The sequence below is a fragment of the Shimia sp. CNT1-13L.2 genome, assembly GCF_024331145.1.
In the GTDB taxonomy this organism is placed as follows: Bacteria; Pseudomonadota; Alphaproteobacteria; order Rhodobacterales; family Rhodobacteraceae; genus Shimia.
On record NZ_JANDJO010000004.1, the window covers coordinates 318,686 to 343,128 of the forward strand.

The 24,443-nt window shown below is 57.8% G+C and carries 20 protein-coding genes; 11 read left to right on the top strand and 9 right to left on the bottom strand.

Annotated elements, in window-relative coordinates; genetic code table 11:
- Window positions 1-308 precede the first annotated feature (308 nt).
- Window positions 309-2,186, top strand: a complete 1,878-nt coding sequence (locus tag NNA36_RS11330) for a nucleoside-diphosphate sugar epimerase/dehydratase (protein WP_255107133.1) — start codon at window positions 309-311, stop codon at window positions 2,184-2,186.
- Here NNA36_RS11330 and NNA36_RS11335 read toward each other — a convergent pair whose 3' ends face one another.
- The 3 genes from NNA36_RS11335 to cysQ all read right to left on the bottom strand — a co-directional run bounded on the left by NNA36_RS11335 (window position 2,187) and on the right by cysQ (window position 4,920).
- A complete protein-coding gene (locus NNA36_RS11335; protein ID WP_255107134.1) occupies window positions 2,187-3,215 on the bottom strand; it encodes an NAD-dependent epimerase/dehydratase family protein in 1,029 nt (342 codons plus the stop codon).
- Between the two features lie 107 nt (window positions 3,216-3,322).
- Window positions 3,323-4,123 carry a 3-deoxy-manno-octulosonate cytidylyltransferase gene (locus NNA36_RS11340; protein ID WP_255107135.1) on the bottom strand — a complete coding sequence of 267 codons (801 nt, stop codon included), beginning with the start codon at window positions 4,121-4,123 and terminating at the stop codon, window positions 3,323-3,325.
- Window positions 4,123-4,920: a 3'(2'),5'-bisphosphate nucleotidase CysQ gene (gene cysQ, locus NNA36_RS11345; protein WP_255107136.1), complete on the bottom strand. Its 798-nt coding sequence runs from the start codon at window positions 4,918-4,920 to the stop codon at window positions 4,123-4,125. The genes NNA36_RS11340 and cysQ overlap by 1 nt, the downstream gene beginning before the upstream one ends.
- A 117-nt stretch (window positions 4,921-5,037) precedes the next feature.
- On the opposite strand from cysQ, the gene NNA36_RS11350 reads away from it, so the two are divergent.
- Together NNA36_RS11350 and NNA36_RS11355 are read left to right on the top strand one after the other, a co-directional pair.
- Window positions 5,038-5,859: an ABC transporter permease gene (locus tag NNA36_RS11350; RefSeq protein ID WP_255107137.1), complete on the top strand. Its 822-nt coding sequence runs from the start codon at window positions 5,038-5,040 to the stop codon at window positions 5,857-5,859.
- Window positions 5,859-6,467 carry a peptide-binding protein gene (locus tag NNA36_RS11355; RefSeq protein WP_255107138.1) on the top strand — a complete coding sequence of 203 codons (609 nt, stop codon included), beginning with the start codon at window positions 5,859-5,861 and terminating at the stop codon, window positions 6,465-6,467. The genes NNA36_RS11350 and NNA36_RS11355 overlap by 1 nt, the downstream gene beginning before the upstream one ends.
- Here the strand turns inward: NNA36_RS11355 and NNA36_RS11360 are convergent, their stop codons facing one another.
- Window positions 6,468-7,076 (bottom strand): alpha-ketoglutarate-dependent dioxygenase AlkB, encoded by a 609-nt coding sequence (locus NNA36_RS11360; RefSeq protein WP_255107139.1) that lies wholly within the window; start codon window positions 7,074-7,076, stop codon window positions 6,468-6,470.
- A gap of 198 nt (window positions 7,077-7,274) precedes the next feature.
- Here NNA36_RS11360 and dnaK point away from each other — a divergent pair, with 198 nt between their 5' ends.
- The 5 genes from dnaK to radC all read left to right on the top strand — a co-directional run bounded on the left by dnaK (window position 7,275) and on the right by radC (window position 12,908).
- On the top strand, window positions 7,275-9,185 hold the full coding sequence (gene dnaK / locus NNA36_RS11365) for a molecular chaperone DnaK (protein WP_255107140.1): 1,911 nt from the start codon (window positions 7,275-7,277) through the stop codon (window positions 9,183-9,185).
- Between the two features lie 80 nt (window positions 9,186-9,265).
- Entirely contained in the window at window positions 9,266-10,408 is a 1,143-nt protein-coding gene (gene dnaJ / locus NNA36_RS11370; RefSeq protein WP_255107141.1) for a molecular chaperone DnaJ, read from the top strand.
- A gap of 147 nt (window positions 10,409-10,555) precedes the next feature.
- Window positions 10,556-11,284: an SDR family NAD(P)-dependent oxidoreductase gene (locus tag NNA36_RS11375; protein ID WP_255107142.1), complete on the top strand. Its 729-nt coding sequence runs from the start codon at window positions 10,556-10,558 to the stop codon at window positions 11,282-11,284.
- Window positions 11,281-12,021 (top strand): SDR family NAD(P)-dependent oxidoreductase, encoded by a 741-nt coding sequence (locus tag NNA36_RS11380; protein ID WP_255107143.1) that lies wholly within the window; start codon window positions 11,281-11,283, stop codon window positions 12,019-12,021. The genes NNA36_RS11375 and NNA36_RS11380 overlap by 4 nt, the downstream gene beginning before the upstream one ends.
- 125 nt (window positions 12,022-12,146) lie before the next feature.
- Window positions 12,147-12,908 carry a DNA repair protein RadC gene (gene radC / locus NNA36_RS11385; RefSeq protein WP_255107144.1) on the top strand — a complete coding sequence of 254 codons (762 nt, stop codon included), beginning with the start codon at window positions 12,147-12,149 and terminating at the stop codon, window positions 12,906-12,908.
- On the opposite strand, the gene NNA36_RS11390 is transcribed toward radC, so the two are convergent.
- The 3 genes from NNA36_RS11390 to secA form a co-directional block, all read right to left on the bottom strand.
- Window positions 12,905-14,464 carry a substrate-binding domain-containing protein gene (locus NNA36_RS11390; RefSeq protein ID WP_255107145.1) on the bottom strand — a complete coding sequence of 520 codons (1,560 nt, stop codon included), beginning with the start codon at window positions 14,462-14,464 and terminating at the stop codon, window positions 12,905-12,907. The two genes, radC and NNA36_RS11390, sit on opposite strands and share 4 nt — an antisense overlap.
- Before the next feature lie 22 nt (window positions 14,465-14,486).
- Window positions 14,487-15,473, bottom strand: a complete 987-nt coding sequence (locus NNA36_RS11395; RefSeq protein WP_255107146.1) for a translocase — start codon at window positions 15,471-15,473, stop codon at window positions 14,487-14,489.
- 93 nt (window positions 15,474-15,566) lie between these two features.
- Window positions 15,567-18,263 (bottom strand): preprotein translocase subunit SecA, encoded by a 2,697-nt coding sequence (gene secA, locus NNA36_RS11400; RefSeq protein ID WP_255107147.1) that lies wholly within the window; start codon window positions 18,261-18,263, stop codon window positions 15,567-15,569.
- 171 nt (window positions 18,264-18,434) lie between these two features.
- Here secA and NNA36_RS11405 point away from each other — a divergent pair, with 171 nt between their 5' ends.
- From NNA36_RS11405 to mutT, 3 genes are read left to right on the top strand one after another with little or no spacing between them, the layout of a single operon-like run.
- Entirely contained in the window at window positions 18,435-19,304 is an 870-nt protein-coding gene (locus NNA36_RS11405; RefSeq protein ID WP_255107148.1) for a peptidylprolyl isomerase, read from the top strand.
- Window positions 19,305-19,306: 2 nt separating this feature from the next.
- A complete protein-coding gene (argJ, locus tag NNA36_RS11410) occupies window positions 19,307-20,536 on the top strand; it encodes a bifunctional glutamate N-acetyltransferase/amino-acid acetyltransferase ArgJ (RefSeq protein ID WP_255107149.1) in 1,230 nt (409 codons plus the stop codon).
- Window positions 20,536-20,934, top strand: coding sequence for an 8-oxo-dGTP diphosphatase MutT (gene mutT, locus NNA36_RS11415; RefSeq protein ID WP_255107150.1), 399 nt, complete (start codon window positions 20,536-20,538; stop codon window positions 20,932-20,934). Before argJ ends, mutT begins: the two co-directional genes overlap by 1 nt.
- 369 nt (window positions 20,935-21,303) lie before the next feature.
- Here the strand turns inward: mutT and infB are convergent, their stop codons facing one another.
- Window positions 21,304-23,811 (bottom strand): translation initiation factor IF-2, encoded by a 2,508-nt coding sequence (infB, locus tag NNA36_RS11420; RefSeq protein ID WP_255107151.1) that lies wholly within the window; start codon window positions 23,809-23,811, stop codon window positions 21,304-21,306.
- On the bottom strand, window positions 23,808-24,440 hold the full coding sequence (locus tag NNA36_RS11425) for an RNA-binding protein (RefSeq protein ID WP_255107152.1): 633 nt from the start codon (window positions 24,438-24,440) through the stop codon (window positions 23,808-23,810). Before NNA36_RS11425 ends, infB begins: the two co-directional genes overlap by 4 nt.
- Between the last annotated feature and the right edge of the window lie 3 nt (window positions 24,441-24,443).

Sequence of the window (24,443 nt, forward strand, 5' to 3'; positions counted from 1 at the left end):
GCTTTCTACTCTTAATGGCTCACAAACTCAAAACTCTTTGTTGAAAGGGGTGATTCTTATGACAACAGGTTGCCTTTACACAACATTGGCGAATTTGAACCGACAGCAGAACACAACCTTTGATTGAAAGCCTAGGCAAGCTGCTCAAAATGCTGTAGGAATTGGCAGGTGGTCATGCCGCACTGCATTTGCCACCAAGGACAAGAAATTCCCCTTATCGGGTGTGTAGGTGATATTTTAACTGTTTGGTAACCTTCGAGCGAATTTAAGTCCTCTAGGCTGCACTATCATAGGCCCGGCAAAAGACCATGCTGTACCAACTTCTCAAATCCCTGAACCGCACGCAAAAAAGTTCCGTGCTGGTTCTGCTTGATCTCATCTGGATCGTTGTTGCATTTGAAATCGCTCTCGCCATCGAAGCAAACGGTGCCCAAACGCTCGCAGCATTCGTCGGAATGTCCTGGTACCTCGCCGTACTATTGCCCGCAGCCATATTGGCGATCAAACTCTTCGGCCTCGAGCAAATCAAGCTTCACGCCTTCAGCCTTGGGGATGCGGTCGATACGGCCTCTCTGGCTGTTTTCCTCGGTGGATTGGGCTTCCTTTGCAATTACCTGCCCGTGGCACAAAGCATGGCACCACTCTCCACGTTCTTTGTATTTGCCCTGCTATTTCTCGTCCTCTCCGTTGGCGCCCGAATTGCGCTCCGCAACATCGTCATGGAGATTTTCCGCCGTGGTCAGAACCGCAAGCGCGTGATGATCTACGGCGCAGGCCAGACCGGCCAACAGCTTGCCGCCGCGCTCGTCACAGACGATGAATTCGAAGCCGTCTGCTTTGTTGACGACAAGGTCGCCCTGCAAAAGCTCACCATCAGCAGCATGCGCGTCCATGCGCCCCGCGAAATCGCCGATATCGTCGCCAAGGAACAGATCGACAGGATCGTCCTCGCTATGCCCTCGGCCAGCCTCGCGGTACGCACACGCATCGCCCACGGCCTGCGAAACGTTGGCTGCGAAGTGCTGGCCCTGCCATCTTTCGCCGAAATCGTCCTGCGTGGCGAAGAGGCCCAAAAGGTCGCTCCCGTCGAAACCTCGAAATTGCTGGGGCGCTCCGCTCTCGAAGGCGAACTGCCCGCCGCGTCGGAAACCTACCTGGATCGCTCCATCCTCGTCACCGGCGCTGGTGGCTCGATCGGGTCTGAACTCTGCCGCCAGATTCTGACCTGCAAACCCAAGCGCTTGGTGCTGCTCGATCACTCGGAGCTGGCACTCTACAATGTCGAACGTGAACTTCAGGAAACCCAGACCGACTGCGATGTCGTCGTTGCCCTCGGGTCGATCAACGAACCTGAACTTCTGGATCAGGTGCTCCAACAACACGATATCGACATCGTCTTCCACGCCGCCGCCTACAAGCACCTGCCGATGGTCGAGGAAAACTGCCTCGAAGGGCTGCGCAACAACGTGATCGGCACCCGCGCCGTCGCCGAAGCCGCCCGCCGTCACGATGTCGAACGCTTCATCCTCGTCTCCTCGGACAAGGCCGTGCGCCCCACGTCGGTCATGGGGTCGTCCAAGCGTATGGCGGAACTGGTGGTGCAGGATCTCGCCACCCGTAGTGAAGGCACGCGTTTCTCGATGGTCCGGTTCGGCAACGTCATGGGATCATCCGGTTCGGTCATTCCCCTGTTCGAAGACCAGATCCGCCACGGCGGGCCGCTCACCGTGACCCACCCGAATGTCACCCGCTTCTTCATGACGGTGTCCGAAGCCGTCCGCCTCGTCCTTCTGGCCGGCAGCTTTTCGCGTGGCGGTGACGTTTTCGTGCTCGATATGGGCGAACCGGTCTCGATCCTGGATGTCGCCCGCAAGATGATCGAAGGTTCGGGCTATAGTGTCCGCGACGACAAGAACCCGGCCGGAGACATTGCCATCACCTTCACCGGCCTGCGCCCGGGCGAAAAGATGCACGAGGAACTGCTGATCGGTTCTGACATGCTGACAACCCCGCACCCCAAGATTCTCAGGGCCCAAGAAAAACGCCTGTCTGAAATCGAAATCGCAGGGGCCCTGCAAGACCTTCGCCGCGCCATTCAAACACGCGATGAATCGCTTGCACTGGCCACGCTGCACACTTGCGTGGAAGAGTTCACGCCAAAAGACGACCGCGACACCGCCAGCTGATCAAACGCCGTAGTAGTCTCTGTACCACGCAACAAACGCCTTCACCCCGGCGTCTACGGAGGTTTCAGGGCGCGATCCGGTCAATGATTGCAACAGTTGCGCCTCGGCCCAAGTTGCGGGCACGTCACCGGGTTGCATCGGCATGAAATTCTTCTGCGCCTCGATGCCGATGGCTTTTTCGATCGCCTCGACAAAGGCCATCAACTGAACTGGCTGGCCATTGCCGATGTTCACGACACGCCACGGCGCGACAGGGCTGAGCGAGTCAAACGCCTCCGGCGCATCTGTCCGCCCGTCCGCCTGTGGCGGAACCGCCTCGACAAGCGCCACGATCCCCGACACCAGATCGTCGATATAGGTAAAGTCGCGGCGCATATCCCCGTGGTTGTAGATATCAATCGCCGACCCTTCGAGAATGGCCTTGGTAAACTTGAACAACGCCATATCCGGACGCCCCCACGGCCCATAAACCGTAAAGAAGCGGAACATCGTGACCGGCAGGTGATAGAGATGCGCATAGGAATGCGCCATCGCCTCGTTGGCCTTCTTGGTCGCCGCATAGAACGACATCTGGCTGTCCGCCTTGTCGGTCTCGGCATAGGGCATGTCTTCGTTCGCGCCGTAAACCGACGAGGTCGACGCCAAAAGCATATGCTGCGGCGGATAGGCCCGCGCCGCTTCCAAAAGGTCAAATGTCCCGATCAGGTTGGCCTCGACATAGGACCGCGGCGCATCAATCGAATACCGAACCCCCGCCTGGGCCGCGAGGTGGATCACAACGTCCGGGCGGTGCGTCTCGAACAGGTCCATCAGCAGGCCCGGCTCTTCCAGACGCCCAACAACTGCCGTGAACTTCTCGTTCTGCTGAAGCATCGCGTGGCGGCGTTCCTTCAGGGCCACCTCGTAATAATCGGTCATTGCATCAAGGCCGATCACCGTCCAGCCTTCAGCAAGCAACCGCGCCGCGGTGTGATACCCGATAAAGCCGGCAGACCCGGTCACCAACGCGGTACGATTGAATGCAGTCATGATAAAAAGCCTCCCGGCAAATGGATCTGTTCGATCCCCTCAAGACACAAAGAAACCGCCCGCAATGGGAAGAGGGCAAGGAAAAATCTGGGCAGGCACCGCAAGCCTCAGGGCGTGCCCATCTCCGCCATCATCGCTTCGATGCGCGGAACATCTTCGGGATTGTTCAATTCCCAGAACTGCCGCCCGCGCGCTTCGACCTCAACACACAAGACCTTGTGGCCGTTTTCCATGAAACGCAGCTGTTCAAGGCCTTCCAGTGTCTCCAGAGGGCCGGCCTGCCAGCGCGGATAAGCGCCCAGCGCCGAAGGCCGGTAGGCATAGACCCCCACATGGTGGAACACCGGGGTCTCAGCATCGTCGGCATAAATTTCCGACGTGAATGGCACCACTTCCTTCGAGAAATACATCGCGTGACGGTCCTTGGTGAACACTGCCGTTGTCCCACCAACACGGCCCGCCTTGCGATCTTCAAGGAACCCGTTCAAAGCACGGCCATCACAGCGCAATACCGGTGTCGCAACCTCGGCCACCGGATCGTTGCGCAACCCTTCGATCAGGTCTTCAACAAACCAGGCGGGGGTCAGCGGCGCATCGCCCTGAAGGTTCACGACGATATCGAACCCGCCACCCAGATTGTCAAAGGCCTCGGCACAGCGTTCGGTGCCATTGGCACAGTCTTCCGAGGTCATCACAACTTCGGCGCCAAAGGCCTCGGCCGCTTCACGAATACGGTCATCATCTGTCGCCACCACGACACGGTCCACGCCCTTGACCTCGCAGGCCGCCTCCCAGGATCTCTGGATCAGGCTCTTGGTTTCGCCCGTCGCGCCTTTCAGCGTGGCCAGCGGTTTACCGGGATAGCGGGTCGACGCGTAACGCGCCGGGATGGCGATCAGAACAGACATCAGGCCTCTTTCAGTTCCACGTTCGGGGCGTAGGCAATGAAGTACGGGTTGGCAAAGTCTTCCTTGCCATAGGTCAGCGGGCTGTGGTCATCGAAACGCACAACATCACCACCAGCACCCAGCAGAACCGCATGGCCAGCGGCCGTATCCCACTCCATGGTGCGTCCAACGCGCGGGTACAGGTCTGCTTCGCCAGTCGCGACGAGGCAGAATTTCAGCGACGAACCCGCGCTCTTGAAATCCGCCACTTCGTACTTGGCGATATAATCCTTGGTCTCGTCGGTCAGGTGCGATTTCGAGGCCACCACGAGAAGCGCGGCATTGTCGCTTGCAGCAACCTTCATCGGCGTAACTTCGCCCACGGTGTCCTTGGCGAAATCACCGGTTTCTTCAACAGACTGGCCGTCTGCTTGGGTAAAGAACATGCGGTTCTTGGCCGGCGCATACACCACACCACGCTGCGGCACACCGTTTTCAACATAGGCAATGTTCACGGTGAAATCGCCACGACGGTGGATGAATTCCTTGGTGCCATCCAACGGATCAACGATCAGAAACGTATCGCCCTTGGCGGCATGGCTCTCGGCCTGCTCTTCGGTCACCAGCATCACGTCGGGGAACAACTCGACCAGACCCGCGGAAATGATCGCGTCTGCCGCTTCATCCGCAGCCGTCACCGGGCTGTCGTCCGACTTAACTTTCACGTCAAAATCGTCTGCGTTGTAAATTTCCATAATCTTGTCGCCGGCCTCGATGGCCAGTTTACGAATGGCGGGAATAAGTACGTTATAGTCCAAAGGGGTATCTCCCAAGCAGGATTGTTGAAATGACGAGTCGCGCCCCTTATGATGCGACAATAACGGAACGGCAAGATTTCCCTGTCAAAACCGGTTCAATCCGGGGAACCTGAGGCGATGTTTCAACAAGCGGCCCCTAAAACGACGCTTTCTAGCGCACTGAACATATCCGAGCTGATTTATCACTCGGTCGTGAGAAACGTACGCAAGTCTCACGGCAATGCCCTGATGTCCCTGATAATGAACATGATGCAGGCGATCATCTTCGTGATGGCCTTCTACGTCATGTTCTCGGTCCTCGGTATGCGCGGCGCGGCCCTGCGCGGTGATTTCCTGCTCTACATCATGTCGGGCATCTTCCTGTTCATGACCCACACCAAGACCCTTGGTGCCGTGGTCGGGGCCGAAGGTCCGTCTTCGCCGATGATGAAACACGCACCGATGAACACCATCATCGCGATTGTCTCTGCCGCACTCAGCACCCTCTACATTCAGGTGCTGTCGCTCTTCACGATCCTGTTCATCTACCACGTCGGCTTTACCCCGTTCGAGATTGACCGCCCCCTGCCCGCGATGGGCATGGTGCTCCTGGCATGGTTCACCGGCCTCGCGCTTGGCGTGGTTTTCCTGGCGCTAAAGCCCTGGTTCCCGACCTTTGTCAGCATCACCAGCACCATCTACCAGCGCGCCAACATGATCGCCTCGGGCAAGATGTTCGTCGCCAACACCCTGCCAAGCTTCATGGTCTCGATGTTCGACTGGAACCCGCTGTTTCATTGCATCGACCAGTCACGCGGCTATGTCTTCATCAACTACGCCCCGCGCAACTCCAGCCTCGAATATCCGATCTGGTTCGGCATCATCTTCCTGATGATCGGCCTCATGGGCGAGTTCTACACCCGCCGCCACGCCTCCCTCAGCTGGAGCGCCCGCCGGTGATGCGGCTTCTGGCTGCCCTGCTTTTGCTCCCGACCTTTCTCAGTGCCGGAGAATTTCCGGCCCTGTTTTCCGTGACCGGTGTCGCCGCGAACGATGTCCTGAACATCCGCGAAACCGCAAACGCCTCGGCCGGCAAATTGGGGGCCTTGCCGCATAACGCGGAAAACGTCGAAGTGGTGGCCGTTGATGACGCCCGAAAGTGGGCGCTGGTCAACACCGGCGAAACCGCGGGCTGGGTCGCCTTCCGCTACCTCGCCCGACAATCCGAAACCGGCTGGGCGTGGGACAGGATCGGACTAGAGTGTTTCGGCACCGAACCCTTCTGGTCCGCCGCAACCGATGCCGACCGATCCCTTCTTGCGTTCCAGTTCTTTGATGACCCGGTGGAACACTTCGCAGTCCAGTGGACCTCGCGACCGGAAAACTACACCGTCGGCACCCTGGGCCTTGGCGCTACCTCGCCTTCGGGCTCTGCCTTTGCCACCGTCCGAAGCGCGCTGTGTTCCGACGGGATGAGCGATCGCACCTATGGCCTCGCGACGGAACTGTTCATTCTGCGCGACGACACGCCCATCGGCTATCGGGGCTGCTGCACGCTGCGTCCCTGATCACTCGGCCACCACCCGCATTGTCAGGTTGATCCGCCCGCCCTTGGGCAACAGCCTTGAAGACCCAAAGCGGATGCGATCCACGCCATGATGCGCCAGCCGCGCTTCACCCCCCATGACCACCACATCGCCAGACTCGAGCCACAGCGACTCGGTCTTGCCGCCCCGCGCGACATTGCCCATCCGAAACAATCCCGCATCCCCCAGTGAGATCGACACCACGGGCCAGTCGAAACTGCCTTCGTCCTTGTCCTGATGCATGCCCATCCTGGCCTCTTCGCCATAGAAGTTGACCAGACAGCAATCCGGCCCCCGCGAAACACCCGATACGGCCTCCCAGACGTCCAGTATCCCCTTGGGAATTTCCGGCCACGCCATCCCGTCCGGGTGATGCGCCTGGTACCGGTATCCGCCACGATCCGTGACCCATCCCAGGCGCCCGGCCGACGTCATGCGCACCGACATCTTTTTCCCCGACGGGGTCACGGGATCAAAGAACGGCGCAACGCGGGCAACCTCGCGCAAATCCGCGACCATCTGGTCCTGTGCCCGGGCCTCCAGAAACCCTTTGTAAACCTGGAATCCCCTGATCATCAGCGGCGCGTTCATGGCATCCTTTCCACACTGCCCGAAAAAGCTTGGATTCTTCGCATATGTGCCAATTCTCATGCTTGCAGGCTCTTTTTCCCCTCCCTATATACCCTGCGAAGCGCGTTGGTCGAATGACCGTCGCATTCGGAATCGGGGCAAGGATGCCAAAACGGGTCCGAACCTCGGAATATCGCCTTAAGTAAGAAGGGATCGAAAATGAGCAAAGTGATTGGTATCGACCTCGGTACGACCAACTCCTGTGTTGCCCTGATGGAAGGGTCGCAGCCGAAAGTAATCGAAAACGCGGAAGGTGCACGCACCACCCCCTCGATCGTTGCTTTCACTGATGACGAGCGCCTCGTAGGCCAGCCGGCGAAACGCCAGGCCGTCACCAACCCCGAAAACACCGTCTTTGGCGTCAAGCGCCTGATCGGCCGTCGTGTTGACGATGCAGCCGTCGAAAAAGACAAGAAAATGGTACCCTATGCCATCGTCAACGGCGGCAACGGCGACGCATGGGTCGAAGCACGCGGCGAAAAATACTCGCCTTCGCAAATCTCGGCCTTCACCCTGGGCAAGATGAAAGAAACCGCCGAATCCTACCTCGGTGAAGAAGTAACCCAGGCCGTCATCACCGTGCCTGCATACTTCAACGATGCTCAGCGTCAGGCCACCAAAGACGCCGGTAAGATCGCGGGCCTCGAAGTTCTGCGTATCATCAACGAACCGACTGCCGCCGCTCTGGCATACGGTCTCGACAAGGAAGATACCCAAACCATCGCGGTCTACGACCTTGGTGGCGGTACCTTCGACGTGACCATCCTCGAAATCGACGATGGCCTGTTCGAAGTGAAATCGACCAACGGCGACACCTTCCTGGGTGGTGAAGACTTTGACATGCGCATCGTCAACTACCTCGCGGACGAGTTCAAAAAAGAACACGGCGTCGACCTGTCCAAAGACAAGATGGCCCTGCAGCGTCTGAAAGAAGCTGCCGAGAAAGCCAAGATCGAACTGTCGTCGACCTCGCAAACCGAGATCAACCAGCCGTTCATTTCGATGGGCAAAGACGGCCAGCCGCTGCACATGGTCATGAAACTGACTCGTGCCAAGCTGGAATCGCTGGTTGCCGACCTGATCAAGCGTTCGATCAAACCCTGTCAGGACGCCCTGAAAGACGCGGGCCTCGCAGCCAACGAAATCGACGAAGTCGTTCTCGTCGGTGGTATGACCCGTATGCCCAAGGTCATTGACGAAGTGACCAAGTTCTTCGGCAAAGAGCCCCACAAGGGTGTGAACCCCGATGAAGTGGTTGCCATGGGTGCCGCCATTCAGGCTGGCGTTCTGCAAGGCGACGTCAAAGACGTTGTTCTGCTCGACGTGACCCCGCTGTCGCTCGGCATCGAAACCCTCGGCGGTGTTTTCACCCGCCTGATCGACCGCAACACCACCATCCCGACCAAGAAGTCGCAGGTGTTCTCGACCGCGGAAGACAACCAGAACGCCGTGACCCTGCGTGTGTTCCAGGGTGAGCGCGAGATGGCCGCCGACAACAAGATCCTCGGCCAGTTCAACCTCGAGGAAATCCCGCCGGCACCGCGCGGCATGCCGCAGATCGAAGTGACCTTCGACATCGACGCCAACGGCATCGTGTCGGTTGGTGCCAAGGACAAAGGCACCGGCAAGGAACAGTCGATCACCATCCAGGCATCGGGTGGTCTCTCGGACGAGGACATCGAAAAGATGGTCAAGGAAGCCGAGGACAACGCCGAGGCCGACAAGGAACGCCGCGAGCTGATCGAAGCCAAGAACCAGGCCGAGAGCCTCATCCACTCGACCGAAAAGTCGATGGAAGAGCACAGCGACAAGGTCGACCCGACCACCATCGAAGCCATCGAACTGGCCATCGCCGCGCTCAAGGACGACCTTGAGAAAGACGACGCCTCCGCCGACAAGATCAAGTCGGGCATCCAGAACGTGACCGAAGCGGCCATGAAACTGGGTGAGGCGATCTACAAGGCCAGCCAGGAAGAAGGCGCAGGCGAACCCGAGGCCGCCGACATGGGCCCGGGTGACGACGACATCGTCGACGCCGACTTCGAGGACCTGGACGGCGACAAGCGTTAATGGCGCATCATCGGAACTGAAATTGGGGCCGGTCCGCTTGCCGGATCGGCCCTTTTCATTCCGTGCCAAAGGAGACACCCATGGCAAAACGTGACTTCTACGAGGTGCTTGACGTCGGCAAAGGGGCTTCCGCGGACGAAATCAAGAAGGCCTATCGCAAGAAGGCCAAGGAACTGCACCCCGACCGCAACGCAGACAATCCGGATGCCGAATCCCAGTTCAAAGAAGTGAACGAGGCTTATGACGTCCTGAAGGATGCCGACAAAAAGGCAGCCTACGACCGCTTTGGCCACCAGGCCTTCGAAGGCGGTATGGGCGGCGGTCCGCGTGGTGGGCATCCCGGCCAGGGCGACTTCGCCAGCGCCTTTTCGGATGTCTTTGATGACCTCTTCGGCGACTTCATGGGCGGACGCGGCGGCGGTGGCCGTCAGCGCGCGTCTCGCGGCGCCGATCTGCGCTACAACCTGCGTGTCACCCTGGAAGAGGCGTTCTCGGGCCTTCAGAAGACGATCAATGTGCCAACATCGGTACAATGCGGCTCCTGCGAAGGCACCGGCGCCGAAGGCGGTGCCGAGCCCGTCACCTGCCCGACTTGCTCGGGCATGGGCAAGGTCCGCGCGCAACAGGGCTTCTTCACGGTGGAACGCACCTGCCCCACCTGTTCGGGCCTTGGCCAGATCATCAAGAACCCCTGCAAAACATGTAGCGGTCAGGGCCGCGTGGAAAAAGACCGTGCGCTTTCGGTCAACATCCCCGCAGGCGTTGAAACCGGCACCCGCATCCGTCTTGCTGGCGAAGGCGAAGCCGGCATGCGCGGCGGCCCCAACGGTGATCTCTACATCTTCATCGAAGTGGCCAAGCACAAGATCTTCGAACGCGATGGCACCAACCTGTTCTGCCGCGTCCCGGTCAGCATGACCAACGCTGCGCTGGGTGGTGACATCGAAGTGCCGACGATCGATGGCGGCCGCAGCCGCGTAAAAGTACCCGCCGGTTCGCAATCAGGCCGCCAGATGCGCCTGCGTGGCAAGGGCATGCCCGCCCTGCGTGGCGCTGGCAGCGGCGACATGTTCATCGAGATGGCCGTCGAAACCCCGGTCAACCTGACCAGCCGCCAAAAGGAACTGCTGCGTGAATTCGAGGACCTCTCCGAGGACAACAACCCCGAAAGCAACAGCTTCTTCAAATCGGTCAAAAGCTTCTGGGACAGCATGAAAGGCTGATCCAGGGCCATCAGGTTCAAAATGCAAAGGCGTGCCTCGCGGTGCGCCTTTTCTTTTGGGGCGTCAAAATTTTCCTGCCGCAGGTCGCTTCCTGCACAGCCAGCCCCCGCCCTTCGGATCGAACCTGAGCCAAAGGGAGAACAGACCATGCAGGATCTCAAAGGCAAACGCGCCCTCGTCACCGGTGCCGCAGGTGGAATCGGGCAGGCCATCATCAAGAAACTGCGCAAAGCGGGCGCGATCACCGCAGGTGCCGACCGCGTCACAAGCGCGGCAGATCACGATTTCACCGGTGATCTGACAGACGCCGCCTTCTGTGACGGCCTGCCCGCCTTGGCCCACAAAGCCATGGGCGGCCTCGACATCCTGATCAACAACGCCGGCATCATAACACGTGGCCCGATCACCGAAGCCACTGACGACGACTACGCGCGCTCGATGGCCGTCAACGTCGAGGCACCCTTCCGCCTCTGCCGCGCCGCCATTCCCCTCATGGCCGAAGCTGGCGGCGGGGCCATCGTCAACACCTCCTCGTGCTGGGGCGTACACCCCGGCCCCAACCACCCGATCTATGTGATGTCCAAGGCGGCCATTGCCTCGCTCACCCAATGCCTCGGGATGGACCACGCGCATCAGAACATCCGCGTCAACGCTGTCTGCCCAAACGAAGTGAACACGCCAATGCTCCGCACCGGCTTTGCCGCGCGCGGGCTTGATCCTGACAGCGCAATCGCAGACCTCAACGCCTCGGTACCTCTGGGTCGCATCGCCGAGCCCGAAGACATCGCCGATGTCATTCTTTTCCTCGCCTCGGACCAAGCCCGCTACATTTGCGGCGCCCTGCTGGAAGTTAACGGAGGCAAGTCGGTCCAATGACACGTTTCGCAAACAAGGTTGTTCTCGTCACCGGCGGTCGCAGCGGCATCGGCGCGGCGACCGCGGCCCGCTTCGCTGCGGACGGTGCCACCGTTGTCACCGCCCAGCGCGGAGCCGATCCAGAAAACGAATGGATCGAGGCCGACTTCCTCGACCCCGCCACCCCGGAAAGGCTTGTTGCCGAGGTCATCCGGCGTTTTGGCCGCCTTGATGTTCTTGTCAACAACGCGGGCCTCATGCGCGAAGGCACTGCGTTGGAAACAACAGAAGACGATTGGGCCGCTACTCTTCAGGTCAACCTCACCGCGCCCTTCATGCTTTGCAAACATGCCCTGCCTCACCTCATCACGGCCAAGGGCGCGATCGTGAATGTCGGCTCTATCGAGGGGCTGGGATCGAATCCGCGCCACCCCGCTTACTGCGCCTCCAAGGCGGGCCTGCACGGTCTCACACGGGCGCTGGCTGTCGATCACGGACAACAGGGCGTGCGCTGCAATGCGGTGGCGCCCGGGTGGATCGATACCGAACTGAACGTCGCCTTCATCGAAAGCCTTGGCGATCCCGAAACCTTCCGCGCGGGGATCGGAGACATCCACCCGGTCGGACGCACCGGAACGCCCCAAGAGGTCGCCGCGCTGATCACCTGGCTGGCCTCGGAGGAAGCTGCTTTCGTCACCGGACAAGTCTGGACAATCGACGGCGGCCGCATGGCCCAACTCAGCCTGCCCAAAAGTTAACAACCGACGCACCTCCGCAATACCTCCATAATACCGACGTAATACCGACGTTGGTTTTTCAGGTTTCCGCAAAAAATTAACGCGCGTTAAGATTTGGCTAACCAATTGTTCGCCACTCTTCGGCTATGACGGAAAGGCATGCCCTACTCGCGAATTCCTTGCCGCTGTTCGACAGCGAGGAAGCTCCGGTTGCGCCAATTCCATCTGGCAAACTGCCTTCGTATATCGCGAACCACCGGCAACGCCTTCGGGAGCGTTTCTTTGAGGGCGGGGCCTCTGCCATGCCTGATTATGAAATCCTCGAACTGGTTCTTTTTCGCGCTATTCCGCGCCAAGATGTAAAACCATTGGCGCACAAGCTCCTGGAAACATTCGGAGATTTCAACGGCGTTCTCTCTGCGCCCATCCCCCGCCTGAAAGAGGTCAAAGGGGTCGGAGACGCCGTTGTCCTCGAGTTGAAGATCATTGAAGCCGCCGCCCACAGGCTGGCCCGCTCGCGGGTTTTGCAGAGACCGATCCTGTCAAGTTGGGACGCGCTGATCGACTATTGCCACACCGCGATGGCACATCGCGAAACCGAACAGTTCCGGGTGCTGTATCTGGACACCAAGAACACCCTGATTGCCGACGAGGAACAGGCCAAGGGCACCGTCAACCACGTGCCCGTCTACCCCCGCGAAGTCGTCAAACGCGCCCTTGAAACCAATGCCAGTGCCTTGATTCTAGTGCATAATCACCCGTCAGGTGATCCAACACCGTCCCAGTCCGACATTGAGATGACGGCCAAGGTCAAGGCCGCTGCCGAAGCCCTGGGCCTGATACTTCACGACCATATCATTATCGGAAAATCCACCGAACTCAGCTTCCGGTCCGAAGGATACCTCTAGCGCACCCAGACCTCGACACGGCGATTGACCTGCCGTCCCCAGGCACTGTCATCACAGGCCATCGGCATCGCCTCTCCGAAGGCGTCGACATCCAGCGTGAGCTGTTCAAAATTCGCAGTCTCCGCCGCCGCCACGACCGCGGCCTTAACGGTTTCTGCACGCTTCAGGGCGATCTTGCGATTGCCTTCCGCGGCCCCTTCCCCGTCGCTGAAACCGACAAACAAAAGCCGGCGCGCATCATAAAGACCCGCTTCCAGCGCACGCGCCAATTGTTGAACGTTGGAACGCGACTGCGCATCAAGCTGGGTCTTTCCGGTTTGAAACCGAAACGATGTCGTCAACCGCTTCATCGGGGACAGGGTGTTGGTCATTCGCTGTAACTCCGACAGCGGAATGTCATCTCCAGCAACCGAGATGGCACTGACAAAACGGTCCCCCTGCAAATTCACGGGGATTTCTTCGGCTGCCTGATCCACAAATCCCGCCCGCCGGATCACGATCTGCGCCGAAGGGCTCCGCGTATAGGCCAGAAACTCGCGCGCGATCTTCGGCAAACGCCGCGCCGGGAAGTAAAGGAACATGGGGGCGGTCAGCGGATAATCCTCGGTCTTGATCGTCCGCCGCGACGCCGCCAGCGAGAACCCGCAGGTTCCCGTCAGGTTCAATCTCTGAGTGTTGCCCGTCTCCGAGAACTGCGCGATTCCGATCGCAAAGGGATCCCGCATCACCGCCGAAACCAGAGCGAGGTTCTTGTCGTGACGCACAGTTTCAGCCGAAAACTCGCGATCCACCGGCTTCATAAGCTGATCTTCCAGAGCCTGCGACGACCCCGAATTCGCCGCTGGCAGGTGCAGAGCAATCGGTGCATCCGGCCCCCCGAATTCAATCCAGTTGTCGATCTGACCTGCAAACACCTGGGCCAGCTGCAAGGGCGACAAGGACCGTACCGGATTGCCGGGGGACACAACCGGAACCAGCCCATCCAGCGCCAGAACGCGGCTGCGATTGGTGTCTGTCATGTCGCCAAGACCCGCTTCAAACCCACGCTTGGCTTCATCCGGGCGTATTTCCCGAAGAGACATGGCGATGTCCGCTTCATCGGCCAGAAGGTCGGCAAACCCTTCATCCGAGTTGCTCGCATAAAAGGAGAATCGCGCAAGAACGGTTTGACCAGTTTCATCGCTCAGATGGTATTCGAATTCAGTCAGGCTGATTGAGACACGCGAGACCTTGTAGCCATTGCGCAGCGCAAAAGCTTCTAGGAGCGCTGGCATCAGCACTTCACCCATTGAGGCCGATCCCGAGACTGACACCTCGGCCACATAGTTGATCAGGCTGGGACAGGCAGGCCCAGTGCAGAGGACTCCTGTACCGTCCACGGTCAACTCGCCATAGACAGTTTCGACACGATAAAACTCACCATCAAAACCAAGAAGCGTCCCGGTGATCTCAACGGCACCATCGCGCGACGTCAAAGTGACGTCCTGCGCGTAGGATGCGTTCGCCCCGATCAAAAGGAAAAGTGCGGCGAAAACCGCCGCACGCAAATTGTTCATAAGACTACCTTTACGATCCCGCCTAGTTGCGCGCGATTTTCAGGTCTTCCAATAGGTTTTTCAACACCAGAAATTCACCTGCGGCATCGCAATTCGGCATTTCCACTTGCAGGTCTTGAATACGTGCCTCTTCACCACGATGCACCTCGATTGACTGCGCACTGATCGGACGCCCACAGTTTGTTTCTCCGACCTCTGCCTCGACACTCAGCGTAACGGCACCCTGCTGTTTCGCGGTAAGTGACGGGAAAGTATAGACCTCAGCGAACTTGCCTTCTTTGAGAGCCTCATTCCCAAGGCGGGTCATGAACCCACCATCGCCACTGGCAACCGAAGACACATCCCGCGCACTTTCGCGCCAGACATGTCCCGCGTCACCATAGGACGCGCCAAATTCAAGAGCATGTAGCTCGACGCCAGTATCACCTTGCCACTGAACCACTATGCGGTCGTAAAAAGCCAAGGAGGAGACCTCTGTGCGCACAACAGCTCCATCACCATTGGCAAAGGCCACGACGAACAAGGACTGCTCAGCAAGGGCCGGAACATCCACGGACAATGAGCCGTCCTCTGGCAAGATATCGGTAAACAGCATATCCGAATGACGGATGGTCAGGCGTTCACCTGCCAAACAAGGCGCTTGAACCGTCAGATTGACCAAAGCTCCCGCGACCGGCTCTGCAACCAGAGAAATTTCACAACCCAGGTTTGGCGCGCTTTCCTCGTTGGGTAATAGACCAATCGGCACGTCCCGCGAAACCACCAGGAAGACAGCCTCGGACGGCAATGACACCTCTTTGTCCAACTCCTTTGGGAGCACAGGCAAGGACGATTTTGAAATTTGGGGCGGGTTCGACGTCGGTTCTATACCGGGGTCAACCGCGTTTGCAGGGCTGTGACCCGCATATCCAGGCTCACTGAATTGCATCAGGAAACCGATCGAAACTGCGCAAGAAAATGTTGCCCCTGCAAGGGCATAGCGACGATAAGTATTTACTGGTTTGCTCATACCAAACTCCAAATCCGCGCTGCCCCAAAGCCTTTGTGCAACAAAAAAAGGGCGCCGATGTGGCACCCTTTTGATTTGAATCTGTTCAGAAGGTTAAGCGAGACGTCCGTGGCAGTGTTTGAATTTCTTGCCCGAACCACATGGGCAAGAATCGTTGCGCCCCGGATTACCCCAGGTGCTGGGATCATTCTCGTCAAATCCATCAATTGCATCTTCGGTCGGCGCTGGCATCTCGGAGGCCCTGGCGGCTGCCTCCATCATCTGGCGCTGTTGAGCCATTTCCAGGGCGAGCTGCTGCTGCTCTTCTTCCGTCATCGGGCGGATCTGGGCGAGCGTCTTGGTCACGTCAGCGCGCAGACCATCCAGCATGGACTCGAATAGTTGGAAGGATTCGTTCTTGTATTCGTTCAGCGGATCACGCTGCGCATAACCACGGAAACCGACAACCGAACGCAAATGTTCGAGCGTCAAAAGGTGCTCACGCCACTTGGTGTCGATGGTTTGTAGAAGAACCTGCTTTTCGATCATCCGCATGGATTCAGGCCCGAAATGCGCAGCCTTTTGAGCCATCATTTCATCGGCGGCGTTTTCAAGGCGCTCCATGACATCTTCGTCATCAACACCTTCTTCGTTGGCCCAATCTGCTACCGGCGCATCAATTCCAAGCGCTTCGATGCAAGCTTCGTGCAGCCCATCAACGTCCCACTGATCTGCGTAGGTCTTGGGGGGCATATGCGTTTCAACAAGATCTGCAATCACTTCGTGGCGCATATCCTGTGCAATCTCGGACAGGTCAGCAGCTTCCATGATTTCACGACGCTGTCCGAAGATCACCTTACGCTGATCATTCATGACGTCGTCGAACTTGAGAAGCTGCTTACGGATGTCAAAGTTGCGACCCTCAACCTTGGCCTGGGCGCGTTCCAGCGATTTGTTGACCCAAGGGTGAACGATCGCCTCGCCCTCTTTCATGCCAAGTGATGACAGAACCTTGTCCAGACGGTCGGACCCGAAGATGCGCATCAGGTCGTCTTCCAAGGAGAGAAAGAACGAAGAGCGACCAGGGTCACCCTGACGGCCGGAACGGCCGCGCAGCTGGTTGTCAATGCGGCGCGATTCATGGCGTTCGGTTGCCAGAACGAAAAGACCGCCGGCATCCTTGACCGCCTGCTCGTCAGCCGTGTGAGCTTCTTCAATGCGCGCGCGGATCTCATCAGGATGCTCTTCAGGATTTGCCGCAATCGCCTCCATGATCTTGAACTCGACGTTTCCGCCAAGTTTGATGTCAGTACCACGGCCCGCCATGTTCGTTGCGATGGTCACCGCGCCAAGCTTACCGGCATCTGCAACGATCTGCGCTTCCTGCTCGTGCTGGCGGGCGTTCAGAACGTTGTGCTTGACGCCTGCTTTCGAGAGCATATCCGAGAGGAACTCCGACTTTTCAATCGAGGTCGTACCCACAAGGATCGGCTGGCCCTTTTCGTGACCTGCCTTGATCTCTTCAACGATTGCTTCGTATTTCTCTCGGGCTGTACGATAAACAGCATCGTCCTCGTCAATACGTGCAATTGGACGGTTCGTGGGAACCTCCACAACACCGAGACCATAAATCTCGGCGAATTCTTCCGCTTCGGTAGCGGCAGTACCGGTCATCCCGGCCAACTTGTTGTAGAGGCGGAAGTAGTTTTGGAAGGTCACCTGAGCCAAGGTCACGTTTTCTGGGCGGATGTCACAGCCTTCCTTGGCTTCAATTGCCTGATGCAAGCCCTCGGAAAGACGGCGCCCAGCCATCATCCGGCCGGTGAATTCGTCGATCAGGACAACATCACCGTCACGAACGATATAGTCCTTGTCACGGGTGAACAGCTTGTGAGCACGGAGGCCCTGGTTCACATGGTGTACGATTGTGGTGCTCTCGGGGTCATAGAGAGACTGGTCTTCGGGCAGAATACCATGCTTCTGGAGCAACCCTTCGAGATAGTCGTTGCCTTCTTCCGAAAAGCTGACCTGACGGTTCTTTTCCTCGATGGTGTAGTGTTCGTCGCTCAGTTCCGGGATCAGCGCATCAATCGCTTTGTAGAGCTCGGTACGATCCTGTGCGGGGCCAGAGATGATCAGCGGTGTTCGTGCTTCGTCGATCAAGATCGAGTCGACTTCATCGACTACCGCAAAGTTGTGACCGCGTTGGAACATTTCCGACAACTCGGATTTCATGTTGTCGCGAAGATAATCGAAGCCCAGTTCGTTGTTCGTTGAATAGGTGATGTCACAGGCATACGCCGCCCGCTTTTCTTCATCCGGCTGCTGGGGATAGACAACGCCGGTGGTCATTCCCAGTGCGCTGTAGACTTTGCTCATCCACTCTGCGTCACGCTTGGCGAGATAGTCGTTCACGGTGACGATGTGCACACCTTCGCCAGTCAGCGCGTTCAGATAGGACGGGAAGGTTGCAACAAGCGTCTTACCTTCACCGGTTTTCATTTCGGAAATGTTCCCCTGATGCAGAAAAACACCACCCATGAGCTGTGTATCAAAGGCGCGCAATCCGAGGGCCCGGTGCGCGGCTTCCCGACAGTTTGCGAAAGCTTCGGGCAGCAGGTCGTCGAGGCTTTCGCCACCTTTCGCACGTTCGGAGAGTTCAGCGGTCTTTGCCTTGATCTCGTCATCCGAGAGTTTCTGGAATTCGGACTCGAGCGCGTTGATCTTGTCGATGAGAGGGCGGGTTGCCTTGATCTTGCGGTCGTTCGGCGTTCCGAACATTTTCTTGGCAAGTTTTCCGATACCCAGCATGTGTCTTTGTCCTTCATTGACAGATTCGTGCGAGGCATTCGCTTGCTCGTCCCGCGCCCTGCTCATACAAACGGGAAACAGGCAATTTGCCCCAGCCTCAAAGCGATGTAAGGGGCGTCTGTAACAGTGTCAACGCCGCCAACCCGCGCGGCATCAGCCGAGGACGAATGGATGTCAAAACACCTCAATTTTATGCGATCTGCGGCTCTGGCGCTGTTGGTAGCTCAACCTGTATCGGCATCGGAAGAAATCCGGGCAGACACTGTCGTTGCCACGGTCAACGGCGAAGAGATCACGATTGGTCAGATGCAGATTGTCCGCGAGCGGCTCCCTGAGCAGTATCAATCACTGGAGGACAGTGTTCTCTTCGACGGAATTCTGGATCAACTGATCCAACAAACGTTGCTTGCGCAGTCTTTTGAGGGAAATGAACCCCAACGCATCAAGCAGGCCCTGACAAACGAACGCCGTTTCCTGCTGGCCGACGCTGCCCTCAATTCCGAAATTGCCAAGGGTGTCGACGAAGACGCAATCAAGGCCGCCTACCAAGAGACGTACGTCACCAACTTTGTTGGTCCCAAGCAATACGACGCATCACATATTCTTGTAGAGACTGAAGAAGAGGCCAGCGCCATCCGCGAAGAAATCCTCGCAGGCGCAGACTTCGCCGAAAAGGCAAAAGAAAAATCTACCGGCCCCTCCGGGCCTTCTGGCGGTGCCTTGGGATGGTTCGGCCCCGGCCAGATGGTAGCGCCTTTCGAAGAGGCCGTGGTTCAAATGGAGGTCGGGGAAGTCTCGCAACCCGTTCAAACACGCTTTGGCTGGCACCTCATCCTGTTGAATGACACGCGCACAGACGACGCACCGGCATACGAAGCCGTTCGGGACCAACTGGCTTCGGACATTCAAACCGCCCGGATTGACGAATTGCTTTCCTCGCTCAGCAGCCAGGCCGACGTCTCGCGACCGGAAGCAGGAGCTTTTGACCCCTCGGTCCTGAGCAAAACCGAACTCCTAGATGCGCAAACTGAAGGAAACTGATCATGGGTGAAATCACACATGTATCCCCGCTCGCGCCTTCCGAATTCCCGGAACTTCCGGAAATCGGAGGGGTAGAGTTCGCTGCTGTTGAAGCGGCCGTAAAATACCAGAACCGCAAGGACGTGACCCTGATCCGTCTGAGCGCGGGCAGCTCCATGGCGGGCGTTTTCACCAAATCCGCCACCAGATCAGCGGCTGTTCTGGATTGTCAGGAAAAGATTGGCGCACCAAGTTCGGATGGCGCCGCAATTATCGTGAACTCGGGCAATGCCAATGCATTCACCGGGAAGAACGGCATGGATTCCGTGGCCGCGGTGACAAGTGCCGTTGGTGAATGTCTTGGGCTGCCAGCATCGCGCGTCTTCTCTTCGTCGACAGGTGTTATCGGTGAAGCCCTGCCGCATGACAGGATCATTTCAAAATTAAGTGAAGCGCGCGAAGCACTGTCAGCCTCGGCCATTCGTGACGCCGCCGAAGGCATCCGCACCACGGATACTTTCCCGAAGGGCGCTGGCGCGACGATGGAAATTGGCGGCAAGCCCGTCAAAATCGCGGGTATTGCCAAAGGTTCCGGCATGATTGCGCCCGATATGGCGACGATGCTGGTGTATATCTTCACTGACGCGCAGGTTGAGCAATCCTTGCTGCAAAAAATGCTTTCGGAACTGACGGACCTGACCTTCAACAACATCACCGTGGACAGCGACACCTCGACGTCTGACACTTTGTTGCTGGGGGCCACAGGTGCGTCAGGCGTTGAAATCACGGAAGACAACGGTGCCTTCCGCGATGCCCTGCACAAGGTGATGCTCGATCTCGCGCATCAAGTTGTCAAAGACGGCGAAGGCGCGACCAAATTCGTGGAGGTGGCTGTTACCGGCGCCGCCAGCAATGAAGACGCGCGCGTTCACGCACTGGCGATTGCCAATTCACCACTCGTTAAGACCGCGGTTGCAGGTGAAGATCCCAATTGGGGCCGGGTTGTCATGGCGATTGGGAAATCCGGCGCAGCCGCGGACCGTGATCTTCTATCCATTCGGTTTGGGGATATTCTTGTCGCTGAAAATGGTTGGGTATCGCCAACCTATAGCGAAGAGGCAGGTGCAACCTATATGAAAGCCCAAGAACTCGCGATCAATGTCGATCTTGGGTTGGGAGACGGCGCTTCGACCGTTTGGACCTGTGACCTGACGCATGGCTATATCACTATCAACGCGGACTACCGATCCTGATGAAAACTGTTCTTGTTTCTGCTGTTGCGCTCATTGACGTCGATGGGCGCATCCTTCTCGCACAACGTCCGGAAGGCAAATCCATGGCCGGCCTATGGGAGTTTCCCGGGGGCAAGATCGAAACTGGCGAAACGCCAGAAGCCGCGCTGGTCCGTGAACTTCAGGAAGAGCTGGGAATCGATACTTGGGAGAGCTGCCTGGCGCCGCTTACCTTTGCGTCTCATAGTTACGAGGATTTCCATCTCCTGATGCCGCTTTTTGCCTGCCGGAAATGGGAAGGCACGCCGATGTCAAAGGAAGGGCAAACCCTAAAATGGGTGCGTCCAGAGAATCTTCGTGATTTCAAGATGCCGCCTGCAGATATCCCCCTGATTCCTATTCTGAGAGACTGGTTGTAGAAGTTTTGGGCAAAAAAAGTTGTACTCTCCTACATGTTGTGCGTTTGTGGATAACTTTCCACTTAACACATTCTCGAAGTCGCGCTAACGTAACATCACTGTGACAGCCCGTAGGGTTAAACGAAAATAAACTTAAACTATATCCAATCAGGTCAATATCACTGGGGAGATTTGACATGCTTAGGACTATCACAGTGGGCAGTTGTGTTTCCGTCCAAGGAACCTTCGTGCGCACTTTGCCTGGCGGCAAAATTGCCGTCCGTGTAGGGAATACGATCTATTCTGGAGTGCCTATCCAGGCGTCCAGCTGACGAAAAGTAGTCTCACGGAAAAAGAAGGGGAGCCTCAGGGCTCCCCTTTGTCATTCTATCAGTCGAGGGTTCTCGTGACTTCTTCGCGCTCGAAAATCTCGATCACATCGCCTGCGCGAATGTCATCGTAGTTTTCAAATGCCATACCACATTCCTGACCCGATTGAACTTCGGCCACTTCATCCTTGAAGCGCTTGAGGGTTTTCAGAGTGCCTTCGTGGATCACCACGTTGTCGCGTAGTAGGCGAACGCCAGCGGAACGACGCGCGACGCCCTCGGTGACCAGACAGCCCGCAACCTTGCCGACGTTGGATACCTTGAAGACATCCTTGATTTGAGCGTAGCCGATGAAGTTCTCTTTGATCTCGGCGCTCAGCAGGCCCGAAGCCGCAGCTTTGACGTCATCAACAAGATCGTAGATCACCGAATAATAACGGATCTCGACGCCCTTCTGGTTTGCCGAATTCCGTGCCGGGGTGTTCGCACGAACGTTGAAGCCCATGATCGGTGCGCCGGAGGCTTCTGCAAGACCAACGTCGGTTTCGGTAATGGCACCGACACCGGAGTGGAGAACGCGCACGCGAACTTCGTCGTTGCCGATCTTCTCCATCGCCTGAACGATGGCTTCGGCCGAACCCTGTACGTCTGCTTTAACAAGAATCGGCAGTTCTGCCACGTTCTCGTCTTCCTTGGCCTTCTGCATAAGCTGCTCAAGCGTAGTCGCAGCACCTGCTGCTGCGCGTTTGTCCTTGGCAGCCTGCTCTCGGTACGCGGCAATTTCGCGCGCCTGGGCTTCGGTCTCAGTGACGTTCAGCACGTCGCCTGCTTCCGGGGTGCCGTTCAGACCGAGTACCTCAACAGGAACCGACGGACCAGCTTCCTGAACGCGATCGCCCTTGTCATTGATCAGTGCACGAACCTTACCGTACTGCTCGCCAACAACGAAGATATCACCCTGTTTGAGCGTACCTTTCTGGACGAGGACGGTAGCGACGGGACCGCGACCGACATCAAGCTGGGCTTCGATCACTGCACCCTGTGCTGCACGATCGGGGTTGGCCTTCAGCTCGAGAATCTCAGCTTGCAGCGCAATCGCCTCCAGAAGTTCATCAAGACCTTGACCGGTCACAGCCGAAACCTCGACGTCCTGCACTTCACCGGACATGGCTTCAACAATCACTTCGTGTTGCAGAAGTTCTGCGCGAACCTTGTTGGGGTCAGCTGCCGGTTTGTCGATCTTGTTGATCGCAACGATCATCGGCACTTCGGCTGCCTTAGCGTGGTTAATCGCTTCGATGGTTTGCGGCATCACCGAGTCGTCGGCGGCAACAACAAGAACAACGATGTCAGTCACCTGAGCACCGCGAGAACGCATCGAAGTAAACGCTGCGTGGCCGGGTGTATCGAGGAACGACAGGGTTACACCATCGTTGGTTTGAACCTGATAAGCGCCAATGTGCTGAGTGATACCGCCAGCTTCACCCGCCACAACCTTGGCATCGCGAATTGCATCAAGCAGCGAGGTTTTGCCGTGGTCAACGTGACCCATGATGGTGATGACGGGCGGACGCGGCTGAAGTTCTTCATCCTTGTCTTCCACGTCGGCAATGACGTCTTCCACATCAGCGTCGGATACGCGCACAACCTTGTGGCCAAACTCTTCAATGATGAGTTCCGCAGTATCGGCATCAATCGATTGGTTTTGGGTAACCATCATGCCCATTTTCATGAGCTCTTTGACAACGTCGGCAACACGCTCTGCCATACGATTGGCCAGTTCGGAAACCACGATGGTCTCCGGCAATTGCACTTCGCGGATCACCTTTTCACGCTCAACCGAACCGCCCATCGCCTTTTGACGAGCACGTTCTTGTTTACGCTTCATTGCAGCGAGCGATTTTTGGCGACCGCCTTCACCCGACAGCGCCTGGTTCAGGGTCAGCTTGCCCGAACGACGGTTGTCGTCACGGCCTTTACCGCGTTGATTTCGCTGCTGTTGTTCGCGTTCGCGATCTTGCTTGCGCGACGGCGATGCCGCCGGAGCAGGCTTGTTCGCGGCAGGGCGTGCGGTCGCTTCCTGCTTAGGCTGAGCCGCGGCAGCAGCAGCCTCGGCAGCAGCACGTTTTGCTGCTTCTTCGGCTTCACGCTTCTTGCGTTCTTCCTCTTCAGCCTTCTGGCGCGCGCGCTCTTCGGCTTCGCGCTGTTCGCGCTCTTTGGCTTCGGCTTCAGCACGGCGGCGCTGGCGCTCTTCCTCGCGGGCTTTTTCTTCCGCTTCACGCTTAGCAGCCTCTTCGGCTTCGCGCGCTTTCGCAGCCTGCAACGCCTTCAGACGACGCTCCATTTCAGCATCGGAAATGCCGGCAGGACGGCGCGAAGGATCACCGCCAGCCTTGGCAGAGCCAAGACCCGACTTGGCAGCACCGGGTTTCGGAACCACAACGCGCTTGCGTTTGGTTTCCACCACGACGTTTTTGGTCCGCCCGTGGCTAAAGCTTTGCTTTACGTTGCCAGGACGCGATCCTGATCCACGCAGGCCCAGAGTCTTTTTACCGTCGTTATCGCTCATCTAGCTGTCTTACCCTTCTGTGCGGCCCCTGCCGCACCATTTTCACGAATGCCTTTTAACCGTTGGGCTTCCTCTACTACACGATGCGTGAGTCCGCCAGACGCAAGCGCACCATGTATCACAGTTTGTCGCCCAAAAGCCAAACCTAATTCATCGGCCGTAAGCCAGCCGATGTAGTGGCCACCGTAAGGCGTGCTGAGCTTGGATTTTCCCCGTCCCGATCCATCAGAAGCCTGGATCAAAACCTCGGCGTAATCCTTCGCAAGCCAGTCCTTGACCTTTTCATATCCGGTAACGGCCTCACCCGATTTGCGCGCCATGCTGATAAGATCAACAACACGGCGAGCCACTTGTTTCTCGACCTCGCTCACGAGGTCTTCGGGCACCGAAACCTTTTGTTTCGCGGCGCGAGAGAACAAACCCTTGCTTGCCGCCTTCTTCAACGCAACGCGATCTGCGGAGACCCACATCCCGCGCCCGGGCAGTTTACCCAGCACATCCGGCACGACTTGAGCATCGGGCCCGACAACAAAACGGATCAACCCGAATTTGGGTTGGGTTTCGCCAGTGGCGATGCACTTGCGTTCAGAACCGTCAGCGCGGTCTTTGGTGCGTCCACCACGTGTCATGTT

Coding starts and splice junctions, on each gene's coding strand:
- NNA36_RS11335 (WP_255107134.1), bottom strand. CDS start 3,215: ATGACTGCATTCAATCGTACCGCGTTGGTGACCGGGTCTGCCGGCTTT.
- NNA36_RS11360 (WP_255107139.1), bottom strand. CDS start 7,076: ATGAACGCGCCGCTGATGATCAGGGGATTCCAGGTTTACAAAGGGTTT.
- NNA36_RS11395 (WP_255107146.1), bottom strand. CDS start 15,473: ATGAGCAAACCAGTAAATACTTATCGTCGCTATGCCCTTGCAGGGGCA.
- NNA36_RS11405 (WP_255107148.1), top strand. CDS start 18,435: ATGTCAAAACACCTCAATTTTATGCGATCTGCGGCTCTGGCGCTGTTG.
- mutT (WP_255107150.1), top strand. CDS start 20,536: ATGAAAACTGTTCTTGTTTCTGCTGTTGCGCTCATTGACGTCGATGGG.
- NNA36_RS11340 (WP_255107135.1), bottom strand. CDS start 4,123: ATGTCTGTTCTGATCGCCATCCCGGCGCGTTACGCGTCGACCCGCTAT.
- infB (WP_255107151.1), bottom strand. CDS start 23,811: ATGAGCGATAACGACGGTAAAAAGACTCTGGGCCTGCGTGGATCAGGA.
- NNA36_RS11390 (WP_255107145.1), bottom strand. CDS start 14,464: ATGAACAATTTGCGTGCGGCGGTTTTCGCCGCACTTTTCCTTTTGATC.
- NNA36_RS11380 (WP_255107143.1), top strand. CDS start 11,281: ATGACACGTTTCGCAAACAAGGTTGTTCTCGTCACCGGCGGTCGCAGC.
- secA (WP_255107147.1), bottom strand. CDS start 18,263: ATGCTGGGTATCGGAAAACTTGCCAAGAAAATGTTCGGAACGCCGAAC.
- dnaJ (WP_255107141.1), top strand. CDS start 9,266: ATGGCAAAACGTGACTTCTACGAGGTGCTTGACGTCGGCAAAGGGGCT.
- dnaK (WP_255107140.1), top strand. CDS start 7,275: ATGAGCAAAGTGATTGGTATCGACCTCGGTACGACCAACTCCTGTGTT.
- radC (WP_255107144.1), top strand. CDS start 12,147: ATGACGGAAAGGCATGCCCTACTCGCGAATTCCTTGCCGCTGTTCGAC.
- NNA36_RS11355 (WP_255107138.1), top strand. CDS start 5,859: ATGCGGCTTCTGGCTGCCCTGCTTTTGCTCCCGACCTTTCTCAGTGCC.
- NNA36_RS11425 (WP_255107152.1), bottom strand. CDS start 24,440: ATGACACGTGGTGGACGCACCAAAGACCGCGCTGACGGTTCTGAACGC.
- NNA36_RS11350 (WP_255107137.1), top strand. CDS start 5,038: ATGTTTCAACAAGCGGCCCCTAAAACGACGCTTTCTAGCGCACTGAAC.
- NNA36_RS11330 (WP_255107133.1), top strand. CDS start 309: ATGCTGTACCAACTTCTCAAATCCCTGAACCGCACGCAAAAAAGTTCC.
- argJ (WP_255107149.1), top strand. CDS start 19,307: ATGGGTGAAATCACACATGTATCCCCGCTCGCGCCTTCCGAATTCCCG.
- NNA36_RS11375 (WP_255107142.1), top strand. CDS start 10,556: ATGCAGGATCTCAAAGGCAAACGCGCCCTCGTCACCGGTGCCGCAGGT.